Origin of the sequence: Paenibacillus sp. J5C2022, from assembly GCF_025567625.1 — a bacterium.
In the GTDB taxonomy this organism is placed as follows: Bacteria; Bacillota; Bacilli; order Paenibacillales; family Paenibacillaceae; genus Pristimantibacillus.
The window spans coordinates 32425-56697 of the sequence record NZ_JAOQJC010000049.1 but is presented as its reverse complement, the minus strand read 5'-3'; the positions used below and the strand labels follow the sequence as shown (position 1 = coordinate 56697).

The window sequence follows — 24273 nt, the reverse complement described above, 5'->3', positions numbered from 1 at the left end:
GTACGAATTTTCATACAAAGTCACTCGCCACCACCGCATCCCATCCACTTTTATACGATTTTTCACTCAAAGTCACTCACCACCACCACATCCCAGCCACTTTTGTACGAATTTTCATACAAAGTCACTCGCCACCACCGCATCCCATCCACTTTTATACGATTTTTCACACAATGCATGTCCAATCACACCCTATCCCAGCTACTTTTGTACGAAACTTCACACACAGTTACTCGCTCGCGCTTTTATTCATGGTCGGTCATCAACAGCAAAAATCCCGGGCTAGTCCAATTGGACGAATCCGGGATGCTCACTTATATCACTTATATAGCGTTTATTATGACATTACTCGTTCACGAACCGATACAGCACTTCCACCTTCTCCTCCGTCAGCTCGCCGCTATTGTCGAATATAAGTATGGAAGATGCCGGGATATCCCAATTGATCTCGGGTACGAAATCGACGCGCTTCTGGAAGTCGCTCCAATGCTCAAGCTTCCACTTGTCGCGTTCCGTTCGGCGCTCCACAATTCTTTCCTTCTGCAATTCCATATCCTGCAGCGTGATGACCGCCACCTTGACATCGACCTGCTCGCGGGACAATCCTGCATCCGCTATAACCTCTTCGATCCACTCCCGATTTTTGAGCTCCGCCGTGAACGGCGAGATCATGAAGACGTTTTGCCCCGCCGCCAAGTTTTCGACACATACATCGCGTGTCGCATCGTACTCCAAATCTCTCAAATTGTCTTTATAGAATTGGGAGTCGCGGTCGTTTTTATCGAGCCCCTTCATCTCCAGTATCGCTTCTACGAAGCGCCCCCCGATCGTATCCCGGTCAAGAAAGGCTGCCGGCATTTTGTCGCTCAGCTTCCTCGCCACCGTCGTTTTCCCTGTACCTGCCACCCCTGCGAAAAAAACCAGCTTTTGCAACATTGATGCCTCCACTTTTTTTGAGTGAAATTATACCACTATTCGTCAACGTTGCCAAAGGTTCATTCCGCATCGGGCGGCACGTCTCGCCAAAACACCCGATTTCTCGCGCATCAATGCAATCCCGATCACCCGCCGAGCATACGCATCGAGTCGATATGCCGCTTCGTCTCCTCGGTCCCGCATTCATGCAGCTTCCGGTATATTTCATTCAAAATATCGTCGCATGCACTATTCATCGACTGATCGGAATCGGTCTCGGTGAACGTGCGGCTAAAATGAAACATGGACGCTTCGTCCATCGTCGACAGCTCCTCGAACAATTCGCGCAGCGTCGCCACTTCTTCATCGGTCGCGAGGATGTCCAGCTCGTATACGGCAGCAGCTTGATCCTCCAGTATTTGCCCCGCTTGCACGGATACATAATACGGCTTTCTGTCTTGCGAGGCTCCCTCTCCTTCGTATGCTTCGTTCATAACACCTGCTCCCCTTTCTGCCTGTTTTGACAGCTTATACCCTTCATAGCATCCCCCCCGGGACAGACATTTTATGCCGATTGCCGCATATAACTGTTATTATCGCAACTGGAGTCCAGCATAGAGAGGAATGAGTAGTATGTGTGGAATTACAGGCTGGATCGATTGGACCAGTGATTTGACTAAAGAAAGCAAGCATCTGGAGCGCATGACGGACGAACTCGCACCGCGCGGCCCGGATGCGTCTGGCACATGGATATCCGGACATTGCGCTCTCGGCCACCGAAGACTCGCGGTCATCGATCCCGAGAACGGAGCCCAGCCGATGATTCGGTATACAGAGGACGATCAATATGTCATCGTTTACAACGGGGAGCTATATAATGCGCAGGAGCTGCGCCGAGAGCTGGAGAATAGAGGAAGGACATTCGCCACGACATGCGATACGGAAGTGCTTCTCGTGTCTTTCATGGAATGGGGCAGAGCGTGCGTCGAGAAGCTGAACGGCATATTCGCCTTTGCCATCTGGGATATGACAGCGCAAGAGTTGTTCATCGCACGCGACCGTCTGGGGGTAAAGCCGCTGTTCTTCAGCAAGCAAGGGGACTTGTTCGTGTTCGGCTCCGAACTGAAGTGCATCCTCGCACACCCCGCCGTACAGCCGGAAGTAGGTGCGGAAGGGCTGGCGGAAATATTCGTCATCGGACCTGCCCGCACTCCGGGACATGGCATTTACAAGCATATACAAGAGCTCCGGCCTGGACAGTGCATGGTCGTCAATGCAGCGGGAGCCAAAACGATCACGTACTGGCGGCTTAGAAGCAGCGAGCATGGTGCTTCCGTAGAGGAGACGGCGGATCAGGTACGGGAACTGCTGAGAGATACGGTAGAACGCCAGCTGGTCTCCGATGTGCCCGTATGCACGCTGCTGTCCGGCGGGCTGGATTCCAGCGCGTTAACGACGCTCGCCGTGCAATATTACGACCGGAACGGTCAAGGCAACGTGCATACGTATTCGGTCGATTACCGGGACAACGACAAGCACTTCCAGGCGCACGCCTTCCAGCCCAACAGCGACGCTCCGTGGATTCAGCGCATGACCTCTCATCTCGGCACCGTACATCATCCGATACAGTTCGATACGCCAGAGCTGGCAGCGGCTCTGCGCGATGCGACGATTGCACGCGATCTTCCCGGCATGGCGGATGTGGACGCTTCCTTGCTGCTGTTCTGCCGCGAGATCAAGAAGGGCGCTACGGTCGCGATATCCGGAGAAGCCGCCGACGAAATATTCGGAGGCTACCCTTGGTTCCACCGCGAGGATGCGCTTGCCGCGGATACCTTCCCCTGGTCGCTGGCTACAGGCATGCGCGCCGGCTTGCTCTCGCCTGACATCGCAGAGTGGATTCGGCCGCAAGAATACATCGGGGACCGGTATGCCGAGGCGATAGCGGAGGTTCCCCGTCTGGACGGGGAAGACGAGACGAGAAGAAGAATGCGGCGCATGTCCTATTTGAACATAACCCGCTTCATGCCGACGCTGCTGGACCGCAAGGACCGAATGAGCATGGCGGCCGGACTGGAGGTCCGCGTTCCGTTCTGCGATCACAGGCTTGTGGAGTACGTATGGAATATACCTTGGGAGATCAAGACGGCGGGAGACCGGGAGAAAGGGATTCTTCGCAAGGCGCTGAAGGGAATTCTTCCCGACGATGTGCTGACGCGCAAAAAAAGCCCATACCCAAAAACGCACAACCCCAATTACTTGGAGGCGGTGCGCAGCATGGTACTGGAAGTGCTGGACGATAAGTCGTCCCCGCTGCTTCCTCTTATCGATGCGAAGAAAATAAGAGAGCTTGCAGAGCAGGCAACCCAGGGAAGCCATCTGCCCTGGTTCGGCCAGCTCATGTCAAGCCCTCAGCTGTTCGCTTATCTCGTGCAAGTCAATACGTGGCTGAAGCACTATCGGGTTCGGATCGGCTAAGGCGGGCAAGCAGCTTCCTCAGCGCTTCGCCGCGATGGCTGATGCCGCCCTTCTCATCCTTCGAAAGCTCTGCCATCCCTCTGCCCAGCCAGGGCAGCCAGAAGAGCGGGTCATAGCCGAACCCTCCGTCGCCGTGCGGGCGGTCGGTTATGACGCCCGCCACCTCGCCCTCAGCTTCCAAGAATGAACCGTCGGCGGGATCGTACAGAGACAGAACGCATACGAATCTGGCCTTGCTCCATATATTCGAGCCGTCCGGCAGCTTCTCGGCTTCGACGGATTCAGCTTCATGCAAGGCGGCAAGCTCCTTCAGCAGCTTCGCATTATTGGCAGCATCCGTCGCCCCTTCGCCGGCGTACCGCGCAGAGTAGACTCCCGGCTCGCCGCCAAGCGCATCAACCTCCAGACCGGAATCGTCGGCAAGAACGGGAATGCCCAGTGCGTCCCCCAACGTCTTGGCCTTCAGCCGAGCATTCGCCCGGAATGTATCCCCGGTCTCCGCAATGTCGGGAAAGTCGGGATAATCGTGCAGGCTGGCCACCCGCATGCCCAATTGGCCGAAAGCGTGGGAGAATTCCGCGATCTTCCCCTTATTTTTGGAAGCGATGATAATCAGCTGATCCGTCATTTGGACTTCTCCCCAATTCGGCTTGCGGCTTCGCCAAGCACATCGCGCTGCTTCGCGATCAGCTCTGTGATGCCTTCCTCCGCAAGCGCCAGCAGCGCATTCAGCTCGTCGCGGCTGAACGGCGCATCCTCGCCCGTCCCTTGCACCTCGACGAACTTGCCTTGTCCCGTCATGACAACGTTCATATCCACTTTCGCTCTGGAATCTTCCTCATAGTTCAGATCCAGCATCGCTTGCTCCTGAATGACGCCTACGCTTACAGATGCCAGGAAGTCGGTAATGGGATATTTGGAGAAGCTTGATGTCTTGGAGAGCTGCTGCACAGCCAGCGCCAACGCGATGAATGCTCCCGTAATGGAAGTGGTGCGAGTCCCTCCGTCAGCTTGAATGACATCGCAATCGAGTGTGATCGTTCTCTCTCCCAGCGCTTGCAGGTCTACAACCGAACGCAGCGCGCGGCCGATAAGCCGCTGTATCTCCATCGTACGCCCCGTCAGCTTGCCCCTTGCAGACTCCCGCTGGTTGCGGGAATGCGTCGCACGCGGCAGCATGGCATACTCCGCATTGATCCAGCCTTTGCCTTGCCCCTTCATGAAAGGCGGCACGCGCTCCTCCACACTCGCTGTACAAATCACCTTCGTATCACCGAATTCAATCAAGACGGAGCCTTCCGCATGCTTGTTCACATTGGTCGCAATTGTGATCGGCCTAAGCTGATTCTTTTGCCGACTGTCATTTCTCATGTAGTATGCCTCCTGCACCTTTATTCCTATGTAATCTTTACTATTGTAACAAAGCATCGGGACAAATGCACCTTGTGGCTCCCATCTATGCCAAAAGGAAGGACAAGGCTGGAGCAGCCGCTCCAGCCTTGTCCTCTACTGCTATTACGATTTCAAGGCGTTAACGTGATGGTTGCGGCCGACGGGCTCGCTATAGGAACGATTATGGTCATCCATTATTCCGGACTGACCGTTGATCATGACTTGAACGGCAGCCGCATCCGTATTCTCCGTCAAGGACAAGACGACAGCCTCGAGCATTTCCGCAGGTATCGGTAGTCCATCCTCGTAAGTCTCATCCAACAAGTCCACTGTGACAACGCCGTCTTTCTCTTCGATGCTGGCCACTTCCATGCCCGGTATAATGACCCCGGTCAGATTTTTATTGATCGGCCCCTCTATCAGCTCCTCCATCGCGGCATGCAGGGCAGAATCGGATCGTGCGACAAGTCTGGTCACAGGCACGTAATATTGCTCCTCGTTCAGTGTCTGATTGGAGAAATACAGCGTTACCGGGAAGGATGCGTTGTAGGCTACTCCCTCGGCAAGCTCGATGTTAATGCCGATTCCGCGCGTCAACGCTTCATCCAGCGGATAACCCGCAACCGGCATCTCCGACAATCGCTCGCCTTCCACATACAGTTCAACACCCTTCACTTCCGGACTTGCTGTGAGCGTCCATGCGATCGACTCCAGCATAGCCCTCTCATCCTGCGGATTATAACTGACGAACGGCTCGGAGAAATCCACTGTAGCGATCTTGGTCTCCGGATTGACGTCATAATTCAGAATCTGCGTTCCTTGCGGCAGCATGGCTCTGAAGCCCTCCGGCATGCCCGCTGCATATGCTCCGTTCTCCACCATCATCTCCAGCGCCTTCTGTCCCGGCAGCTCCCCGTCCGCCAGCGTGTAAGGCAGCGCTACGGGAGCAAGGTAGCCGTCGGAGTCTTGCAAGTATACGGTCATGCGGGGCACGTCCCCGTCCGACGGCAAGTTCCCCATGCTTGTCTGTTCGCTCCCCGCGTCATCGGTCATATCCACTTGCGATCCGCTCTGATCCTGTGGCGGCGGATCGATCGGTTGACTTGTTTCCTTCGAGAACAGGCCGCAGCCGGCAGTCAGTACAGGCAGCACCACCAGAGCCACCAGCGCAGTATGGCGAATCCATCTTCTTCCTATCATCTTCACATTTCCTCCCCGATTCTTTTTAGCCTGGTCGGCTTTGTACAACTCCGCATTTGTAGTAATATGTATACGAGCCCTTCCTTTTTTTAGACCAGTTTTGTCCACAAAATCCTAAGGGGGAACCAGAAAATGAGTAATTCGGAAATCTACAGTCTGGATAGCGACAAAGTCGCAAAAGCAACGGATGAGTGGCTGGTGAAGCGCGGCGTGTCGAAGATGGACATTGCGGAGCTGGTTCACTTTCTGCAGAAAGATTATTTTCCCGGACTGACCCCGGAAGATTGCGTGGAGCATGTTGATGCCGTTCTATCCAAGCGCGAAGTTCAGAACGCCGTGTTGACTGGCATTCAGCTGGATATGCTTGCCGAGCAAGGCGGCCTCATGGGTCCGCTTCAGGATATGATCAAGCATGACGAAGGCTTGTACGGCTGTGATGAAATTCTCGCCTTGTCCATCGTGAACGTGTACGGCAGCATCGGATTTACGAATTTCGGATACATCGATAAGGTGAAGCCGGGCATTCTTGTCCGCTTGAACAGCAAGGAAGACGGCGAGATTCATACGTTCCTGGATGATATCGTAGGTGCGATAGCCGCATCGGCAGCAAGCCGTATCGCCCATCGCAAGCAAGCGGAACGCGAAGGCAAGACGGCTCCGCCGCTCGATTAAGCTATCACTTGACGGCCATGCAATCGGCCACGGGAATTAGCCCCCTGTCTCTCATGGAGACCAGGGGGCTTATCAATTATGCCTCAGTTTACTCCTGCGTATCGGCATTCGCTTCCATGGCAGGTTCGGGAAGCGTATGGTTCAGTAGCGGCTTGTTGGGCAGATAATGCAGCGATTTCACGAACCGGATCGTCCTCGTCTTAGCGCGCATGACGATGGAATGCGTCTCGGCCCGCTCATCCGGCAAGTATCTGACTCCGCCAAGGAATTCTCCCGGCGTCACACCGGTAGCCGCGAATATGACATCTTCCGTCCCTACCATATCCTCCATCGTCAATACGCGATAAGGGTCCTTGATTCCCATACGAATGCAGCGCTCATATTCCGATGCGTCCGCAGGCATCAACCGCCCTTGCAGCTCGCCTCCCAAGCACTTCAGCGCCGCCGCTGCGAGCACTCCTTCCGGTGCGCCGCCGGAGCCGACATAGAGATCGATGCCCGCCTCCGGGAAGGCTGGCGCCATCGCACCCGCCACATCTCCGTCGGACAGGAATTTGATCCTTACCCCTACTTTGCGCAGCACTTTGATCAGCGATTCATGACGTGTTCGATCCAATATCATGACTGTCAAGTCCGATACTTTCTTCTTCAGCACCTCCGCAGCTTTCTTCAAGGTCGCTTCCATAGGGTCCGTAATGCTAAGGTGGCCGACGAGAGCCGGTCCGTAAGCAAGCTTCTCCATATACATATCCGGCGCGTGCAGCAGTTGTCCCTTGCCCGCAACAGCAATGACGGACAATGCGTTATTCAAGCCTTTGGCAACAATGTCCGTCCCTTCCAGCGGATCGACCGCTACATCCACCTCCGGTCCGTTCATGCTGCCTACCTGTTCCCCTATATACAGCATCGGGGCTTCATCCATCTCGCCTTCCCCGATGACAACCGTACCTTTGACAGAGACGGAGTCGAACATCTCCCGCATCGCCGAAGTGGCTGCTCCGTCCGCGCTGTTCTTATCCCCTCTGCCCATCCAAGGAGCGGACGCAAGCGCCGCCAATTCCGTCACCCTTACGATTTCCAGCGCCAATTCCCTCTCCATGTCCATCTCTCCTCGTTTAGTCATTCCGTATGTTCGATTGGATATTGTGCCGTTCCTGTGGTCCCCCACGTTTCCCCCTATTTAATATGTATCATATATTTTAATATGATGCAATATATCAAGTATAACAATCTTTTATTGTTCTTTAAAAATGTATTTATACCAACCTTTTCGATGTATACAGATATGAGTTGTCACATAAGCAGGAGACACCCCTTTTTATTCATCACATTTCCTCCGTCTTCTATCCATCTTCAAATACGCAAAAAACCAACCAGCACGCTGATTGGTTTGAATGTCTATTCCATTCTCTCTTCTATGCTTCAAACGAAACAATGCCCGTAGGAGAGGCTTCGTACTCCAGTGTACCGTCCTTCCGCACTGCATCAACCCGTCCCATGCCTTCCAGATGAAACAAATGAGCCAGCGTCTCCGCCATGGCGAAGCGCAGATTATGCGGGTTCCGCCGCAAGTGACTGCCGAACGACGTCTCGCATACTGCAAATGCGCTCATAGGCGCCCCCTTCAACAGCTCCTCCATCGCGGCAAGCCGCCGGTCGTGATGCCCTTGCAGCTGCTCGATCCGTTCGCGAAAGCCCGTGAACGGCTCCCGATGGCCGGGAAGCGCCAATGTTACCTCCCACGCCTTCAGCTCCTCCAGGCTGTGCAGGAAGCAGCCAAGAGGATCGCGTTCCTCCCCCGGCACGACACTGACATTCGGCGTAATATGCGGCAGCACCTGATCGCCGCACAGCATCCAGCCCAGCTCGGGCTGGTAGAAGCATAAGCCGCCGAAGGCATGGCCCGGCGCATCGATCAGCTGCCACTGCCTACCGCCCAGCTGCAGCTTCTCCCCCGCTTCGATATATTGGACGACGGGCTGTGGGCTTACGCGGGATACGAACTCCGCCAAATTCCGTACAATATCATCCATTAGACCTTCAGGCATGCCATGCTGCAGGAAGAGCGATTCCAGCGCTTCCGGATAATCGCTGTCTTCTCCCCACAGCCTTCGGGCATAAGCGTGCGCGCGGGAAGACATGTAGACGGGGGCGCCGCTTCTCTCCTGCATATATCCCGCCAGTCCGTAATGATCGGGGTGCTGATGGGTCAACACGATGCGCGAGATATCCAGCCATGCAATGCCTCTATCCTGCATAACCTTGCTCCATGCGCCAACCGCCTCTTCCGTTCGCAAGCCGGGATCGATGATCGTATAGCCTCTTTCCTCCGGCACCATATAGCTGTTCACCCACTTCAGGGAGAACGGTAGGGGCACCTTCACCTGCAGCCAACCTTCAGGAAGCTCCGCAATGAATCCGCTCATACGGATCTACCTACCATTATCATTCGGGGCGATGCCGCTTCCTCGTACGGACTCCCGTCGTAGTGCCCCAGGATGCGTTCCAATCGCAGCCCCGCTTGCGGCAGATGCAGCTGGAACCACTCCAGCGGACATAATTTTACGCGTTCCAAGTATTCTCTCTTCTCCCCGTCCATCCCGCCGTCGCTCACCGTAATTTCTTTCTGGACCCAACCGTCTACGATCGACCGGACCTCCGCAATATGCAGACCGCTCTCTTCATCCCTCCGCCGGGACTCCGGCACCAGATTCCTCGCCACATAGGAAGGGTTAAGAAAATCGATCAGGAAAGCCCCTCCCGGCTTCAATACTCTGCGTATCTGCTCCAGCACCCTCACATTGTCGGCTTCCGAGGAAAAATAGCCGAAGGACGTGAACATATTCACTGTCGCATGGAACGAGCCGTCGGGGAACGGCAGATCTCTCATATCGCCATGCCGCCAAGTTACCGCTCCGTTCGGATCATGGGCGCGCGCTTCCTTCAGCAGGATTTCCGACAGATCCACTCCCGTCACCTTGTAGCCGGCTTCCGCCAGAGCAAGCGCATGCCTGCCCATGCCGCAGCCGATATCCAACACGCTGGAGCCGATTGGAATATGAAGCGCTTGAGCCATGCTGCGAACCTCCATGCCGGCATTCTCCCGGTCGCGATGACGGTATACGATCATATAATCCTTGCCGAAGCTTTGCTCGTACCATGGTTTTATCATTATAGCAACTACTCCTTCTAAGCATGTCACCCCATTTTAGCATATTCCGCCACGGATGACGCACACTAAGTTCGTCGCTATTGCGCTTCATCCTATTGCTCCATCCACTTGAAAGGAGGGCTTTCCTCTTGCTGCTCAAACATATTTCTCTGATGTTCGCACAATCCTATGATTTGGAGCTGCACACGCTAAGGAACAGCAGCATGACCATTGAAGTGGCCTATATCCATCCTCTGTGCGACGAGCATAAGATCAGCGATTTTATATTCGTACCATTCACCAAGGAAGAGCAGCCCTATAGCGATCAATTGCAGCGCATTCCGGAATACAAGCTGGTGACCGACGTCTCGAAGTGGCAGGATCAGCTGCTGCGCGGCCACGTTCTGATCGAAGCAGACGGCGATGTATATGCCTTCGATGCCAAGAGGATCATTAGCAATGAAAGCCCCAAGACGCAAGTAGAAAGCGCCATTCAGGGACCGCAGATCGCACTGAGCGAGGATTTGAAAAACTCGATTAACCTAATACGCAGCTTCTACCCGACACCGGATCTGTCGATTGAGGAGCATCATATCGGCAACATGTCCCAGACGCCGGTCTCCCTTCTATTCGATCAGCGCCATGTCGATATGCGTGTATTGAATCAAGTGAAAGAGAAGCTGATCGGAATGAAAACGGACATGGTGCATGCCGCGGGCGAGCTTGGCAAGCTGCTTGTCGATAAGAAAAAAAATCTGTTTCCTACCATTCTCATTACAGAAAGACCGGACCGCATCGCCCGCAGCATTGCCCAGGGCAAAATTGTGATTTTGTTGAAGGGCAGCATGTTCGCGCTTATTATGCCCGTCACCTTCTTCGAATTTATGCATGCCGTAGAGGATAATTACGAGGCTTTCTGGATGACGAGATTCATTATTTTCATTCGCTATGCCGCCCTTGTCCTGACGATCACGCTGCCGGCCCTGTACATCTCCGTCGTCTCGTACAATCCGGAGCTGTTCCGCGTCCAGCTTGCCTTCTCCATCGCAGCCAGCCGTGCGGCGGTTCCGTACCCTTCTTTCGTGGAAGTGTTCATTATGCTGTTCATGATCGAGACGCTTATCGAGGCCAGCATTCGGCTTCCGCGATATATCGGATCTACGGCGACGACGGTAGGAGGCCTGATTCTTGGGCAGGCAGCCCAGCAGGCCGGACTCGTAAGCAGCATCATGATTATCGTGACCTCTGTCGTGGCGATTTCCAATTTTGTCATTCCGATAAGCTCATTGTCTTTTTCCATGCGCTTTTTGAAGTATCCGCTTATTTTGCTATCTATCTTCTTTGGCATTTCCGGCGTCGCCGTGGGCGTATTCCTCTATATCGTTTATTTAGCTCATTTGCGAAGCTTCGGCAAGCCGTATTTCCGCGTGAACGGTCAGCTTAACCCGATCGAAGGGGATATTGGACAGGTGAGAAAAATATGAACCGTTATTTTTTTTACAATTTTGCATGCGTAAGCTTCATGAATCTGATGCTTTTTGTACCATACGTGCTCATCCAGCATCGCTACGACGGAACCGTCATGTCGCTCGTTATCGCTCCTGTCGTCGGAACCGTGCTTCTCTATATGTACACAAGCGCGATGTCGCGATTTCCGGGCATGGGCATGCCCGACATTTTCCGGGAACGGTACCCTCGCTGGTTCAGCTCCATGATCATCGGAGGCTTCGCCATCATGTGGTGGCTCTCGTCCGTATTTGTTATTGTCGCTTACGCCATATTGATTAACCGCTTCTTTAATCCCGACGCTAATACATTCGTCATCTTGTTCATGCTGTTATTGGCATGCGGATATGCCGCGACCCGCTCGTCGCTTACGGTTATGTTCGTACTGGAAATTCTCTTGCTGCTGAACGCGCCTTTCATTCTGTTCATTCTCGTCAAAATGCTGACGGACACGCAATTCAATTGGGATGCCGTCCATGTCGCCGCCAATTATGTGGTCAATATGCCGAATCTGTCTGCACTGGCAGCCGCTACATACATCTTCACCGGATATATTAGCATGTCGCTGTACAACCGGCTTATGCCGCCCAATTTCCAGTATAAGTACCGTTATATTTACCCTGTATTCGGATTCGCCGTCCTGCTTGCGACCTTCTTCATTCCCATCGGCTTGCACGGGACTGAAGCTGTAGGCCAGTATGTGTACATATGGAGTGTGACTGCGGATTCCTTAATTATGCAATACGGCTTTATCGAGCGCCTGCTCTTCCTGTTTCTTATTGTTTTCCTCAACCTCACGCTCGTCTTCACGATGACTGCCTGGCACCAAGCGATGGAATTTGTGAAGAGCTGCCTGCCAGGCGGCAAGCCCGAGGTCGACAATCACCGAATTCCTGTGTCCAATTACGTCATAATCGCCGTATTCATCGTGTTCACCTTGGCTTACATGTTCCTTGTCAACGAGAAGGAGAATGTGAGATACGCATCCTATTGGCTCATTCTGAGGCTGTTCGTGGAAATCTTGCTCGTCGTATGGATATTCGTCTTGAGCAGAAGGAGGATGGATCGCACATGAGACTGCTTATTCGTCTGCTGTGCTTAGCGGTTGTCATCGGGACGCTCGGCGGATGCGGATTCAAGGACATCGACAAGCGCTTCTTCGTCGTAGGGACAGGAATCGACTGGTCGGGCAACAAGGACAAGCCTTATCGGATTACCCTCCAACTGGCGATCCCTTCTCCGAAAGTGGAATCCGGCGCCTCCAAAACGCAATACGAAATCATCGACGCCCCCAGCATAGCGGAAGGGATTCGAATGTTGAAATCCTATGTGGACAAGGAGCTGGACTTCGGCCACTGTAAAATGTTCCTTATCGGCCATACGCTGGCTGACAAGGACATTCGTCCTGTCATTGACTGGATGTCCAGAAGGCGGGATATTCAGAGCGTGGCGAATCTAGCCGTCGGCGAGCCGGATGCGGAGACGGTTCTGAAGGTCAGAGCGACCTCAGAACTCTACCCCGGCAATGCCCTGTACCTCACATTCGGCTCGGACGGCACGGAATCGTCGTATACGTATGTTGAGACGTTGTCGGGTTTGAACAGGCGCCTGGCGGAGAAAGGACTGGACCCCGCGCTTGCGTTCATCAGGAACGATAACCGGACCAGCTATATTGTCAATCAAATCGCCCTAATGGATAAGCAGAAAATAAAAATGATGCTATCGCCAACCGAGACGCAGCTATTCAATCAGCTGTCCAAGCACTTCACAAAAGCGTCTATGCACGGCATGTTCAAAGGGACTCCGATTGTCATTGCGATCAACTCCCTCCAATCCTCCTTCCGGATCAAGCAGGAGCAAGATGAAACCATTATCGTCATGCGGATAAGGATGAAAGTCGTGTTCGAGGAGGCGCCAAGCGGAGTCTACAATGCATCATGGGAAGCTTTTGAAAACGAGTTGAGCCGTGATTATGAGAAGGTCAGCATGGCGCTTCTGGAGAAAATCCGGCGAGCCGGTATCGATCCCTTCGGATTCGGCCTGCGCTACCGGGCTATGCATAACGGACAGGGGAGCTGGGAGCAATGGCAAGAGCTGTACCCCCAAGCCCGTTTCCAGGTGCATGCCCACGTCAAGGTTGAGGGTACGGGGCTGATCAAGTAAATGCTGGATGCAGCCATTCGTATTATGGCGTATGGATGCTGATTCGCTTCGTCTCTCGCAATTGCTTCACTGTGGCTGCTCCAATGCCGAACATTGCGGCGCGCAATTGGTATTCCACCACTTGGAATTGCTCCAGCAGGCTGGCGACGGACAATTCGGCATCCTCGCCCGCCGCACGGGGAAGCAGCGATCTCCCGAAGCCGGCCAGATTGGCCCCCAGCGCCAGCGTCTTGGCTGCATCCACACCGCTCTGCAGCCCGCCGCTCGCGATGAGGAAAGCGTCTGGAAGCCGACTCCGCAGCTCCAGCAAGCTTTCCGCGGTAGGAATGCCCCAATCCTGGAAAGCTTCGGCGGCGGCGCGTTGAACCGGCGAGCTCGTGCGGAACTTCTCTACCTGGCTCCACGATGTGCCTCCAGCACCGGCAATGTCCAGGAAGGAGACGCCTGCATCATGAAGGAGAGCTGCGGTGGCGTCATCCAGCCCCCAGCCCACTTCCTTCATGCCGACCGGCACCGGGCATGACCGGCATACTTCGCGGATCCGCTTCAGCAGCCCTTTGAAATCGGTGTCGCCTTCCGGCTGGAACACTTCCTGCATGCTGTTCAGATGCAATACAAGCGCATCCGCCTCGGCGATGTCGACTGCTCTCATGCAGGTATCCGGTCCGTACCCGTAATTGAGCTGAACAGCTCCGAGATTGGCGATGACGGGGATGCTCGGAGCTTCCTTGCGGATCGAGAACGTCGATGCGAGCTCTTCGCTCTCGATTGCGGCGCGCATGGAGCCCAGCCCGATCGCCCAGCCGCGTTCTTCCGCCGCGACGGCCAGCCTGCGATTGATAGCACCGGCCTCATCCGTTCCACCCGTCATCGAGCTGACCAGCAGCGGCGCAGCCAGACGCTTGTCCAGCCATTCCGTCTCCAGGCTAATCTCCCGGAAGCTGACTTCCGGCAATGCGTTATGAATGAAGCGTACACGCTCAAGCCCTGTCGTGATGCCTACGCCTGCCACCTGCTCGTTGAGGCATATCGCAATATGTTCCCGTTTCCGTCTTGTTATCGTTTCTTTATTCGTCGCTTTCAAGCCCGCTTCCTCCCGCACCTGAATTAGGTTAACTATAGTAAGCATAGCACAATCGGACATGTATTGCTGCATGGCTCTCGTTCACAGTTGTTTCTGCAGACGTGCAGGCAAATAGGTGATTTTGAATTTACCAATCATTATTATGAGTTAATCAATCATTTTTATTGTGGATGCTGCCATTTTGGATTACAATAAAATCAAACAAACGATCAGGAGGCTCATCATGAACATTAAAATTTTCGAAACATCGGAACAATTGGACAATTACGCAGCGGAGCTGTATGTCAACCTTATCGCGAGCAAGCCGAACGCAGTGCTGGGAATGGCTACGGGATCGACACCTATCGGAATCTATGACAAAATAATAGAGAGCTATAAAAATAAAAAAGTAAGCTTCAGCGGCGTAACGACTTATAACCTTGATGAGTATGTGGGGCTTACGCCGGACAATGATCAAAGCTACGCCTACTTCATGAACAAGCACTTGTTCTCCCATATCGACATTCCGCAGGAGCAGACGCATCTGCCCAACGGCATAGCTGAGAACATGGAAGAAGAATGCCGCCGCTACGATGCGCTCATCGCATCAAGCCCTGCTGACATTCAACTTCTCGGTCTCGGGCACAACGGGCATATCGGCTTCAACGAGCCGGACGACAATCTCTCCTTCGGCACGCACATCGTGAAGCTGCAGGAAGAGACCCGGGATGCGAATGCACGGTTCTTCTCCTCCATTGAAGAAGTGCCGACGCATGCGTTGACGATGGGAGTAGGCTCCATCATGAAGGCGAAGACGATTCTGCTTGTCGTTCGCGGTTCCGATAAAGCGAGAATAGTGAAGGAAGCTCTGACGGGACCTATTACGACGAAGGTGCCTGCTTCATTGCTGCAGACACATCAGCAAGTCATCGTACTGCTTGATCGCGAAGCGGGAAGGATGTTGGGGTAAATGGCAACACAACAAGGAAGCTGCTTCATCCATAACGTCAACATTGTACTTGAGCACGAAGTATTGAAAGGCGGCGTATTCATCGCCGGAGATGCCATCCAGGCTGTCGTCCCCGCTTCATCTTCCGAGGAGAAGGAATGGATGGAGAAGGCGGATGCCGTGCAGGACGGCAACGGCGGCTGGCTGCTGCCGGGCTTTATCGATATGCATGTGCACGGCGGCTTCGGAGGAGACTTCATGAATGCGGATGCGGACAGCTACGACCGCATTACGAAGTTCCATGCGTCGCAGGGTACGACCGCTATGCTGGCGACGACGATGACCGCTCCCAAGGAAAGCATCGAAGCCGTGTTGGCGGCAGTGGCTGCTTACCGCGAGGGCGGCATGCCTTATGCCGCGCTGATCGGCGTTCATCTGGAGGGACCGTTCATAAGCGTGAAGTGGCCCGGCGCTCAGAATCCGGCACATATTCGCGATCCGCAGCTGGACTGGATCAAGGCATGGCACGAACAGTATCCCGGCATGATTCGCCAGCTGACGCTCGCTCCTGAGACGAACGGCGCGACGGCAGCCATCGCCTGGATGTCGGAGAATGGCATTATTGCCGCTGCCGGACATACCGATGCCGTCTACAGCGAGATTATCGCCGCAGCGGATGCCGGCTTGTCGCATGCTGTGCATACGTACAACGCCATGCGTGGCCTTCATCACCGCGAGCCCGGCACACTGGGAGCAGTGTTGACGGATGATCGTATCCATGCGGAGATTATCGCGGACGGCCATCATGTTCATCCCGCGGCAATCCGTTTGTTGCTGGCTGCGAAGCCTGCGGACAAGGTCATCCTCATCACGGATGCGATCGAAGCGGCAGGCATGCCGGATGGCGACTACGAGCTTGGCGGGCAAGCCGTCTGCGTGAATTGCGGCGTAGCGCGGCTGCGTGAAGGCAATGCGCTTGCCGGCAGCAGCCTGACGATGATCGGCGCATTCCGGTTCATGCTGGAGCACAGCGGCCTGTCGGCGGTAGAGATTAGCCGAATGGCAAGCGGCAATGCCGCGAAGGAGCTGGGCATATACGACCGGACCGGCAGCATCGTGGCCGGCAAGCAAGCGGATCTTGTCCTTGCCGATGCGGAGTTCGCCGTACAGCGGACGTGGGTGCAAGGCCGAACCGTTTTTGAAGCTTAGCCTATACTACTTTAGCAGCTTCGCCTGTGATGCTGCTCGTCATGCAAGTGAAAGATCCCGCCGACCGGCGGGATCTTTCACTTGGTGAGAGTTGCTCTGCTCGTATGCGATTCGCACTCCGCGCCGGCCTTGCTCGCGTCACTCGACGCTCCAGTGTATGCTACATACAGTAACTTGGCTCGTTCACACCTTTTCGACGCTCCAATGTATGCGGCATACAGTAACTTAGCTCGTTCACACCTTTTCGGTGCTCCAGTGTATGCGGCATACAGTAACTTGGCTCGTTCACACCTTTTCGGCGCTCCAGTGTATGCGGCATACAGCAACTTGGCTCGTTCACACCTTTTCGGCGCTCCAGTGTATGCTACATACAGTAACTTAGCTCATTCGCAACTTTCCGGCGCTCCAGTGTATGCGGCATACAGTAACTTGGCTCGTTCACACCTTTTCGGCGCTCCAGTGTATGCGGCATACAGTAACTTGGCTCATTCGCAACTTTCCGGCGCTCCAGTGTATGCTACATACAGTAACTTAGCTCATTCGCAACTTTCCGGCGCTTCAGTGTATGCTACATACGCTAAGAGAGTGTCCGCACCATCCCAGCTCTAATTCCTTTACGCTTCCGTGACATAGACATGAACGCCATCGCTGCGCAGCTGATCGCCAAGCTCGCCTTCAATAGGCGCATCCGTAATGACGGCATGCAGCTGCGACAGCTCGGCGAGCGAGAACAGCGAGTTGCGATTGCGCTTCGTATGGTCGAATATGGCATAAGTCGCCTTGGATCGGCCCATAAGTGCCTTCAGCGTGCCCGCCTCCTGCTCCGAGTAGCTCGTAATGCCGCCTTCCGCAGAGATGCCGTCAATGCCGATGAACATCTTCGTAATGTGGAGCTGCGCAATCATGCTTTCTCCGAGCGGCCCGCATAATTCGAAGCTGTTATGCCGCATAATGCCGCCGATCACGACGACTTGTATATCGCTGCCCCCCAGCTCCATGGCGATGTTCACGGCATTCGTGACAACGGTAATGCCCTTGCGCAGCCTCAGCTGCTTTGCCAGCAGGAAGTTCGTCGTGCCGCCGGACAAGCCGATCACGTCACCCTCGGCGATATGCGTCGCCGCCAATGCCGCAATCCGCTCCTTCTCCAGAATGGACAGCCCTTCCTTCTCGGCGAACGGAAGCTCCCGAACGGTGCCCATCCCGTCATACATGGCGCCGCCTATCGTTCGGATGACGGGATAGGTGCCCTCCATCTGCTCCAGATCCCGCCGCGCAGTAGCTTCCGAGCAGTTGAACTGCGACACGATCTCGCCGATTGTAATGCGCCCTTGCTGCTTCATAAGCTGCAGAATAGCCTCTCGCCGGCGCTGGCCTTTGGACCCGCCAGTCTCTGCCATATTAACGCTCCACCCATGCCTTGGCCGACATCCGCTGCTCGACGACATCCCAATCCGGCAGCGCTTCCCAATCGCCCCTCATCTGCACGACGAGTGAACCGGCAATGCTCCCAAGCCTTACCGCCTCCACCGGAGTCATCCCATTCCTCACTCCAGCGAGGAACCCGGCGCAGAACCCGTCTCCGGCACCTACCGTATCGACTACCGTCTCTGCCGGATAGAATGGCACCGACGTCTCCTTCCCCTGTTCCATGACAAGCGTTGCATCGCCCATTCCTTTAATGACCGTTATCGCCTTCAAGCTATTCAGCTTGCCGCGTATGACGTTGAAGTCATCGGTGTCGTACAGCAGCTTCAGTTCATCCCAGCCCGGCAGGAAGTAATCGACGTCCTCTGCCAAATCCAGCAGCGTCTCTCTCGCTTCCTCGATACTCCAAAGCTTCAGACGAAGGTTGGGATCAAAGCTGACCGGCACGCCGGCATGCTTCGCAATATCGACAGCGCGCCGAACGGTCTTGCGACAGTTGTCGCTAAGCGCGGTCGTAATGCCGGTAACATGCAGCAGCTTGGCACCGCGGATGTAATCCTCATCCAGCTCTTCCGGTTGCATGCGGCTCGCTGCAGAATGCTTGCGGTAATAGTGCACGGCCAGCCGTCCTGCCACATGCTCGCGGAACATCATGCCTGTCGTCGCTTCGTCAGACAAGCGAACTCTGCTGACATCTACACCTTCGCCTCGTAGCGCTTTCAAGATCAAGCGGCCGAACGGATCGTTGCCAAGCGCGCCGAACCAGCCGACAGATGCTCCCAGACGCGCAAGTCCGATCGCCACATTGCTCTCCGCGCCGCCGAAGCTCTGCTCCAGCTGAGCGGCACGCTCGATTGATTTATGCTCTTGCGGCATGAATAATGCCATCGATTCGCCAAACGTTACGATATCCGGTGTTCCTTGTTGCACAACATGATCCCCCTAAATAAAGGCTATGGCAGCACTCTTAAGATGAAGAGGCTGCCTAACCGTGTAATATAATATGTAGCTCGCGACCGTTCTCCGGCCTAGTCGCCGAACTATGCTTCGCTAATTGCTGCTAGCAGCCGCATGTTCTCTTCTTCATTACTTGTAAATCGGAAATTTCATGAAATAGATCATGACCAGATACAGCAACAGCACGATAAGGCTAAGCACGCGGGCTTTCCCGATATGTTCGCTGGCGCTTTGCCCCGCTTCATTAGCAGCCACGACCGCTTTCAGCGGCTTCGAGATAATGCCGCCCAATGCTGCAATGCCAAGGAACAGTACAGTGATGATGACCATCCATATGACCGCATAATCCGATTTCGTCATAATGTACCCGCCGGTCAGCAGCTGTACGATCAAAAAGTATTGCGCAATACGGTTAGCGGACAGCAGCCCTTCCGACAGCCCTCCCTGTCCGGCGCCGGCCAGCTTGGGAGCCCGTCCCAGCATAATCGGCAATACAAGATAAAATCCCATCCCGACGGCGCCGATGACATGCAGCAACAAAAATGCAGAATACATCCCTGATTCCTCCTGTTTCATCTATCATACTTGCTATCATTAGTTTATCAGAATCATTATTTTTTTCAAATGAACGTTTTCTGTCCAATGAATCAGCTTTCCTTCGTAAATCCGTGCTTGAACAGAACGCCACGGATGGCGAAATACTCCACTTCCGGCGGCAGCGCGTCCTTGATGGGACGCAGTCTGTCTGCCCCGACTTGCTGGATCGCCTGAACAATCCGTGCTTCATGCTCCGACGGTATGATTCGAGACCAGTCGAGGTCCTCTCCTTCTTGTGCGCAACGGATCAGATGGCTCTCCACCGTCGTCTGGCTCAATCCGCGTTCGGCTGCGACTTCCGCTGCATCAAGCCCGCTGTTGAACAGCTCCAGCGTCGTCTTGTGGCTCTGTTCGTCGGAGCCGACGCGGCCGCTTCTGATCGGCCCCGTCTTAGATCGCCCGTTCCAAACTTCTGGGCGAGACCCGGCGGCAGCGACATTGGCGTCCCCATCATCGCCAGCCGGATCACCGCCTGCAGCTGCCACGGCAGCGATGACGGATAGTATCGCGCTACCGTACCTCTCTCCTTTCGCAGCACCAATCCCCTTCACTTGCAGCAGCTCATCCAGCGTCGACGGCCTTGCGCCCGCGATATCCCGCAGGGTAGCGTCGAAGAACACCATGAACGGCGGCACGCCTTCCGCTGCGGCCGTCTCCCTTCTCCACGCCTTAAGCGCATCGAACAGCGGCGAAGACGCAGCATGCCCCGCTTCCGACTTGCGCACGCTTGCTCTGACACGCTGCATGACCGTCTCCCGGCCTTCCAGCACCGGCAGCGACTTCACGGCAAGCGACACGGTGGGGTATTGGCCTTCGCTCAAGCGCAGGTATCCTTCCGCCACGAGCCAATACAGCCAGTCGGCCACGTCCCGCTCCGACAAGTGCCGCATGAGCCCGTAAGTGGACAGGCGGTCCAGACCGAACTCCAGCAGCCGCTTGTCGCGCGATCCCTTCAGCACCTTGGCGGCCATCGTTACTCCGAACCTTCCCTTCATGCGGCCGACACACGAGAGTGCCATCTTCGCCTCCTCGGTTCGGTTGACCGGCTCGCTCTTATCGGTGCAGTTGCTGCATTTGCCGCATGGCGGCACATCCTTCTCGCCGAAGTAATCGACGATGAACTGCTGCAGACAACGCTGCGTCCGGCTGAAGTTCAACATCGCATGCAGCTTGGACAGCTGTACCGACTTTCGCTCCTCTCCGCCGGTTCCCTGCTCGATCAGATAGCGCTGCACGCTGGAATCCGCCGGCTCGAACAACAGCACGCAGTCGCTCTCCTCTCCGTCCCGCCCCGCGCGTCCGGCCTCTTGATAATACGATTCCAAATCGCCGGGCATCTGCCAGTGCAGCACATACCTGACATTGGGCTTGTCAATGCCCATGCCGAAGGCGTTCGTCGCAACCATCACCTTCAGCTCGTCGAAGCGGAACCGCTCCTGCGCCTCGTTGCGTTCGCCATCGGACAAGCCGCCATGATACTTGCCGGCAGCTACATCCATTCCCTGCAAGTATGCTGTCACCTCCTCCACTTCCTTGCGGGTCGCGGCGTAGATGATGCCGGATTGCTCCTTGCGCTCCTGCAGGAAAGTGGCCAGGAACCGCCGCTTGTCCACCCCGCTGACAACCGACAGCGACAGGTTCGGCCTTGCGAAGCCGGATACGAATCGCCTTGGCTCGCGCAGCTGCAGCATAGCCACAATATCGTCCGCCACTTCCGGAGTAGCCGTCGCCGTAAATGCCGATACGAGCGGACGATTGCCCATCCGGGCGATCGCATGGGCGAGCTGCCTGTAGCTGGGACGAAAGTCGTGTCCCCACTGCGAGACGCAATGCGCCTCGTCAATCGCGATCATCGGAATATGCAGCTGCTCAGACAGGGACTGGAACATCGGCGCGTCGAACCGCTCAGGCGCCGCGTAGAGAAGCTTATATTCGCCGCCTATCGCGCGGGCCATCGTCTCCCGGTATTCCTGCGCGGACATAGAGCTGTTCAGATAGGCGGCAGCAATGCCGAGCCGCCGCAAGCCGTCCACCTGATCCTTCATCAAGGAGATCAGCGGCGAGATGACGAGCGTCGTGCCATCCATAAGCAGAGCAGGCAGTTGATAACAGATCGATTTCCCTCCGCCTGTCGGCAATATGGCAAGCGTATCCTTGCCGTCCAGAAGGCTGCCAATAATCTCCTCCTGCCCCGGCCGGAAGCTGTCGTAGCCGTATACCCTTCTCAGCGTCTCTCTTGCGTCCTGGATCATCTCGTTTCCCCCTGTCCCTTCAAATAATAGAGAGGACCCTGGCAGTATGCTGTCAGGGTCCTCCCGTACATCTAGCTATCGATTATTTAACCGTTCACGATGGCGATCACGTTGCGGACCGACTGCGCCGACTTGTCCAGCGCCGTCTGCTCCTCCGCCGTCAGATCCAGCTCGACCACCTTCTCGATGCCGTCTCCGCCCAGAACGGCAGGTACGCCCATGAACAGGTTGTCGTAGCCGTATTCGCCCTCCAAGTAAGCGATAACCGGCAGAATGCGCTTCTTGTCTTTCAGAATCGCTTCCGTCATCTGCACAAGAGATGCGGCCGGCGCGTAATAAGCGCTGCCGTTGCCCAGCAGGTTGACGATCTCACCGCCGCCAACGCGAGCGCGCTGTACAATGGCTTCAATGCGTTCCGCCGGAATGAGCTTCTCGATCGGAATGCCGGCTACGTTGGAATACCGCACAAGCGGCACCATATCGTCGCCGTGTCCGCCCAGCACGAAGCCGCGAACATCCTCAACGGACACATTCAGCTCTTGCGCGATGAACGTGCAATATCTCGCCGTATCCAGCACCCCGGATTGGCCGATGACGCGATTTTTGGGGAATCCAAGCGTCTGATAAGCGGCGTATGTCATCGCGTCTACCGGATTGCTAAGAATGATAACGTACGCATTGGGGCTTGTCGCCTTGACGTTTTCACAGACAGACTTTACGATTCCGGCGTTCGTGTTCACGAGATCGTCGCGGCTCATTCCCGGCTTGCGGGCAATGCCCGCCGTAATGATGACAATATCGGAGTCCTTCGTATCCTCATAGCTGGCAGTGCCCGTAATATTGGCGTCCACGCCCATTACCGGCGTAGCTTCCAGCATGTCGAGCGCTTTGCCCTTCGTCGGATTTTCCAGCGGCTCAATATCGACCAGCACAACATCGCCCAATTCCTTCTGGGCAATCATGAGCGCCGTTGTCGCTCCCGTAAATCCGGCGCCTACAACCGTAATTTTATTGCGTTTAATCGCCATGTCTGTGAAACCTCCCCTTACATATGATTGATGATTTCGTTAGCGAACTCGGAACATTTCACTTCAGTTGCGCCCTCCATCAGGCGAGCGAAGTCATATGTTACCGTTTTGTTGTTAATAGCCGTCTCCATGCCTTTGTAGATCAGGTCGGCCGCTTCCTGCCAGCCCAGATGCTCAAGCATCAGAACGCCGGACAGAATAACGGAACCAGGGTTTACAACGTCTTTGTCCGCATACTTAGGGGCCGTGCCGTGAGTCGCTTCGAAGATCGCATGACCTGTCAAGTAGTTGATGTTGGCGCCAGGCGCAATGCCGATGCCGCCTACTTGTGCTGCCAATGCGTCGGACAGGTAGTCGCCGTTCAGGTTCAGCGTAGCAATAACGTCGAAGTCGGTGGAGCGAGTAAGTACTTGCTGCAGCGCAATGTCCGCGATGGCATCCTTCACGATAACTTTGCCCGCAGCTTCCGCTTCCGCTTGTGCTTTGTTCGCAGCGTCAGTGCCTTCGGCTTCTTTGATGCGGTCGTATTGTCCCCATGTGAAGGTTTGCTCAGCGAACTCCTGCTCGGCAACTTCGTAGCCCCAGTTTTTGAACGCGCCTTCCGTGAACTTCATGATATTGCCCTTATGCACCAGCGTAACGGACTTCTTGTTGTGCTTGATTGCATATTCGATAGCCGCGCGCACCAGACGCTTTGAGCCCTCGGAGGATACAGGCTTGATGCCGATGCCGGACGTTTCCGGGAAGCGGATCTTGTTCACATTCATTTCCTTCTGCAGGAACTCGATCACTTTCTTCACTTCTTCGGAGCCTTCTTGATACTCGATGCCCGCATAGATATCCTCAGTGTTCTCGCGGAAGATAACCATGTTGACAAGTTCAGGGCGTTTAACCGGCGAAGGAACGCCGTTGAAGTAGCGGACCGGACGCAAGCATGTGTACAGGTCAAGCTCTTGACGGAGCGCCACGTTCAGGGAACGGATGCCGCCGCCGATCGGAGTCGTCAGAGGACCTTTGATCGCCACGATATATTCGCGGATTGCAGTCAGCGTGTCGGCAGGCAGCCACTCGCCGTATTCGTTGAACGCTTTTTCGCCGGCGAATACTTCGTACCATGCGATTTTTTTGGAGCCGTTATATGCTTTCTCGACAGCAGCGTCAAGCACGCGCTTGGAAGCGCGCCAGATGTCGCGGCCAGTGCCGTCGCCTTCGATGAACGGGATGATTGGCTCGTTAGGCACTTGCAGCTTGCCGTTGTCGATCGTAATTTGCTCACCTGATGTAGGAAGCTGGAATTTCTCGAATTTTGCCAT

22 protein-coding genes are annotated in these 24273 nt (G+C 55.1%); 7 read left to right on the top strand and 15 right to left on the bottom strand.

What is annotated here, in order from left to right:
- Positions 1-345: 345 nt before the first annotated feature.
- Both M6D81_RS27425 and M6D81_RS27420 read right to left on the bottom strand, forming a co-directional pair.
- The gene (locus tag M6D81_RS27425; RefSeq protein WP_262680376.1) at positions 346-933 is read right to left on the bottom strand and encodes a P-loop nucleotide/nucleoside kinase family protein; all 588 of its coding nucleotides are present in this window, start codon (positions 931-933) and stop codon (positions 346-348) included.
- Positions 934-1061: 128 nt separating this feature from the next.
- Entirely contained in the window at positions 1062-1409 is a 348-nt protein-coding gene (locus tag M6D81_RS27420; protein WP_262680374.1) for a hypothetical protein, read from the bottom strand.
- A gap of 139 nt (positions 1410-1548) precedes the next feature.
- On the opposite strand from M6D81_RS27420, the gene asnB reads away from it, so the two are divergent.
- Positions 1549-3393, top strand: a complete 1845-nt coding sequence (asnB, locus tag M6D81_RS27415) for an asparagine synthase (glutamine-hydrolyzing) (protein WP_262680373.1) — start codon at positions 1549-1551, stop codon at positions 3391-3393.
- On the opposite strand, the gene rdgB is transcribed toward asnB, so the two are convergent.
- From rdgB to M6D81_RS27400, 3 genes are all read right to left on the bottom strand, one after another.
- Positions 3353-4021, bottom strand: a complete 669-nt coding sequence (gene rdgB, locus M6D81_RS27410; RefSeq protein WP_262680372.1) for an RdgB/HAM1 family non-canonical purine NTP pyrophosphatase — start codon at positions 4019-4021, stop codon at positions 3353-3355. The genes asnB and rdgB overlap by 41 nt on opposite strands.
- Entirely contained in the window at positions 4018-4764 is a 747-nt protein-coding gene (rph, locus tag M6D81_RS27405) for a ribonuclease PH (RefSeq protein WP_262680371.1), read from the bottom strand. The genes rdgB and rph overlap by 4 nt, the downstream gene beginning before the upstream one ends.
- 144 nt (positions 4765-4908) lie before the next feature.
- Positions 4909-5985 (bottom strand): GerMN domain-containing protein, encoded by a 1077-nt coding sequence (locus tag M6D81_RS27400; protein ID WP_262680370.1) that lies wholly within the window; start codon positions 5983-5985, stop codon positions 4909-4911.
- Positions 5986-6117: 132 nt separating this feature from the next.
- Here M6D81_RS27400 and M6D81_RS27395 point away from each other — a divergent pair, with 132 nt between their 5' ends.
- Entirely contained in the window at positions 6118-6657 is a 540-nt protein-coding gene (locus M6D81_RS27395; protein WP_262680369.1) for a phosphatidylglycerophosphatase A family protein, read from the top strand.
- Between the two features lie 88 nt (positions 6658-6745).
- Here M6D81_RS27395 and glpX read toward each other — a convergent pair whose 3' ends face one another.
- From glpX to M6D81_RS27380, 3 genes are all read right to left on the bottom strand, one after another.
- Positions 6746-7756 carry a class II fructose-bisphosphatase gene (gene glpX / locus M6D81_RS27390; protein ID WP_262680368.1) on the bottom strand — a complete coding sequence of 337 codons (1011 nt, stop codon included), beginning with the start codon at positions 7754-7756 and terminating at the stop codon, positions 6746-6748.
- A 316-nt stretch (positions 7757-8072) separates the two neighbouring features.
- A complete protein-coding gene (locus M6D81_RS27385) occupies positions 8073-9083 on the bottom strand; it encodes an MBL fold metallo-hydrolase (protein WP_262680367.1) in 1011 nt (336 codons plus the stop codon).
- Complete coding sequence (locus M6D81_RS27380) at positions 9080-9829, bottom strand: class I SAM-dependent methyltransferase (protein ID WP_262680366.1); 750 nt, start codon at positions 9827-9829, stop codon at positions 9080-9082. Before M6D81_RS27380 ends, M6D81_RS27385 begins: the two co-directional genes overlap by 4 nt.
- Before the next feature lie 128 nt (positions 9830-9957).
- Here M6D81_RS27380 and M6D81_RS27375 point away from each other — a divergent pair, with 128 nt between their 5' ends.
- Genes M6D81_RS27375 through M6D81_RS27365 form a run of 3 tightly spaced genes read left to right on the top strand, consistent with a single transcriptional unit; the run spans position 9958 to position 13477 of the window.
- Entirely contained in the window at positions 9958-11292 is a 1335-nt protein-coding gene (locus M6D81_RS27375) for a spore germination protein (RefSeq protein WP_262680365.1), read from the top strand.
- Positions 11289-12389, top strand: coding sequence for a hypothetical protein (locus M6D81_RS27370; protein ID WP_262680364.1), 1101 nt, complete (start codon positions 11289-11291; stop codon positions 12387-12389). Before M6D81_RS27375 ends, M6D81_RS27370 begins: the two co-directional genes overlap by 4 nt.
- Positions 12386-13477, top strand: coding sequence for a Ger(x)C family spore germination protein (locus tag M6D81_RS27365; protein WP_262680362.1), 1092 nt, complete (start codon positions 12386-12388; stop codon positions 13475-13477). Before M6D81_RS27370 ends, M6D81_RS27365 begins: the two co-directional genes overlap by 4 nt.
- 22 nt (positions 13478-13499) lie before the next feature.
- Here M6D81_RS27365 and fni read toward each other — a convergent pair whose 3' ends face one another.
- Complete coding sequence (gene fni, locus M6D81_RS27360) at positions 13500-14561, bottom strand: type 2 isopentenyl-diphosphate Delta-isomerase (RefSeq protein WP_262680361.1); 1062 nt, start codon at positions 14559-14561, stop codon at positions 13500-13502.
- Between the two features lie 223 nt (positions 14562-14784).
- Here fni and nagB point away from each other — a divergent pair, with 223 nt between their 5' ends.
- Positions 14785-15510 (top strand): glucosamine-6-phosphate deaminase, encoded by a 726-nt coding sequence (gene nagB / locus M6D81_RS27355; RefSeq protein ID WP_262680360.1) that lies wholly within the window; start codon positions 14785-14787, stop codon positions 15508-15510.
- Complete coding sequence (gene nagA, locus M6D81_RS27350) at positions 15511-16698, top strand: N-acetylglucosamine-6-phosphate deacetylase (RefSeq protein ID WP_262680359.1); 1188 nt, start codon at positions 15511-15513, stop codon at positions 16696-16698.
- Positions 16699-17312: 614 nt separating this feature from the next.
- On the opposite strand, the gene M6D81_RS27345 is transcribed toward nagA, so the two are convergent.
- The 6 genes from M6D81_RS27345 to icd form a co-directional block, all read right to left on the bottom strand.
- Entirely contained in the window at positions 17313-18098 is a 786-nt protein-coding gene (locus tag M6D81_RS27345) for a DeoR/GlpR family DNA-binding transcription regulator (protein WP_262680358.1), read from the bottom strand.
- A gap of 1 nt (position 18099) precedes the next feature.
- A complete protein-coding gene (locus M6D81_RS27340) occupies positions 18100-19014 on the bottom strand; it encodes a sugar kinase (RefSeq protein WP_410795802.1) in 915 nt (304 codons plus the stop codon).
- Between the two features lie 198 nt (positions 19015-19212).
- Entirely contained in the window at positions 19213-19638 is a 426-nt protein-coding gene (locus M6D81_RS27335) for a hypothetical protein (protein ID WP_262680356.1), read from the bottom strand.
- Between the two features lie 92 nt (positions 19639-19730).
- Positions 19731-21932, bottom strand: a complete 2202-nt coding sequence (recQ, locus tag M6D81_RS27330; RefSeq protein ID WP_262680355.1) for a DNA helicase RecQ — start codon at positions 21930-21932, stop codon at positions 19731-19733.
- An 86-nt stretch (positions 21933-22018) separates the two neighbouring features.
- Positions 22019-22960, bottom strand: a complete 942-nt coding sequence (gene mdh, locus M6D81_RS27325; protein WP_262680354.1) for a malate dehydrogenase — start codon at positions 22958-22960, stop codon at positions 22019-22021.
- Positions 22961-22977: 17 nt separating this feature from the next.
- Entirely contained in the window at positions 22978-24273 is a 1296-nt protein-coding gene (icd, locus tag M6D81_RS27320; protein ID WP_262680353.1) for an NADP-dependent isocitrate dehydrogenase, read from the bottom strand.